The organism is Methylophaga sp. UBA1464 (assembly GCF_002325665.1).
In the GTDB taxonomy this organism is placed as follows: domain Bacteria; phylum Pseudomonadota; class Gammaproteobacteria; order Nitrosococcales; family Methylophagaceae; genus Methylophaga.
Map to the genome: position 1 here is coordinate 1 of NZ_DCSO01000025.1, position 208 is coordinate 208.

Annotated in this window: 1 protein-coding gene; it reads left to right on the forward strand. The window is 45.7% G+C overall.

Annotated elements, in window-relative coordinates; genetic code table 11:
- On the forward strand, positions 1-208 hold a 208-nt coding region (locus tag B3O33_RS02560; RefSeq protein WP_292362865.1), incomplete at both ends, for an exonuclease domain-containing protein.

A 208-nucleotide genomic window follows, 5' to 3' on the forward strand; every position in this document is an offset into this window, starting at 1 on the left:
ATCGAAATTGGCTGTGTGGAGCTGGTCAACCGTCGGCTGACCGGTGAAACCTTTCATCAATACATTAATCCACAACGTGCCATTGATGCAGGGGCCATGGAGGTGCATGGCATTACCAATGAATCATTGGCAGATAAACCTGTTTTTGCCGATATTGCTGAAGATTTCCTGCGGTTTATAGAAGGCGCTGAACTGATTATCCACAATA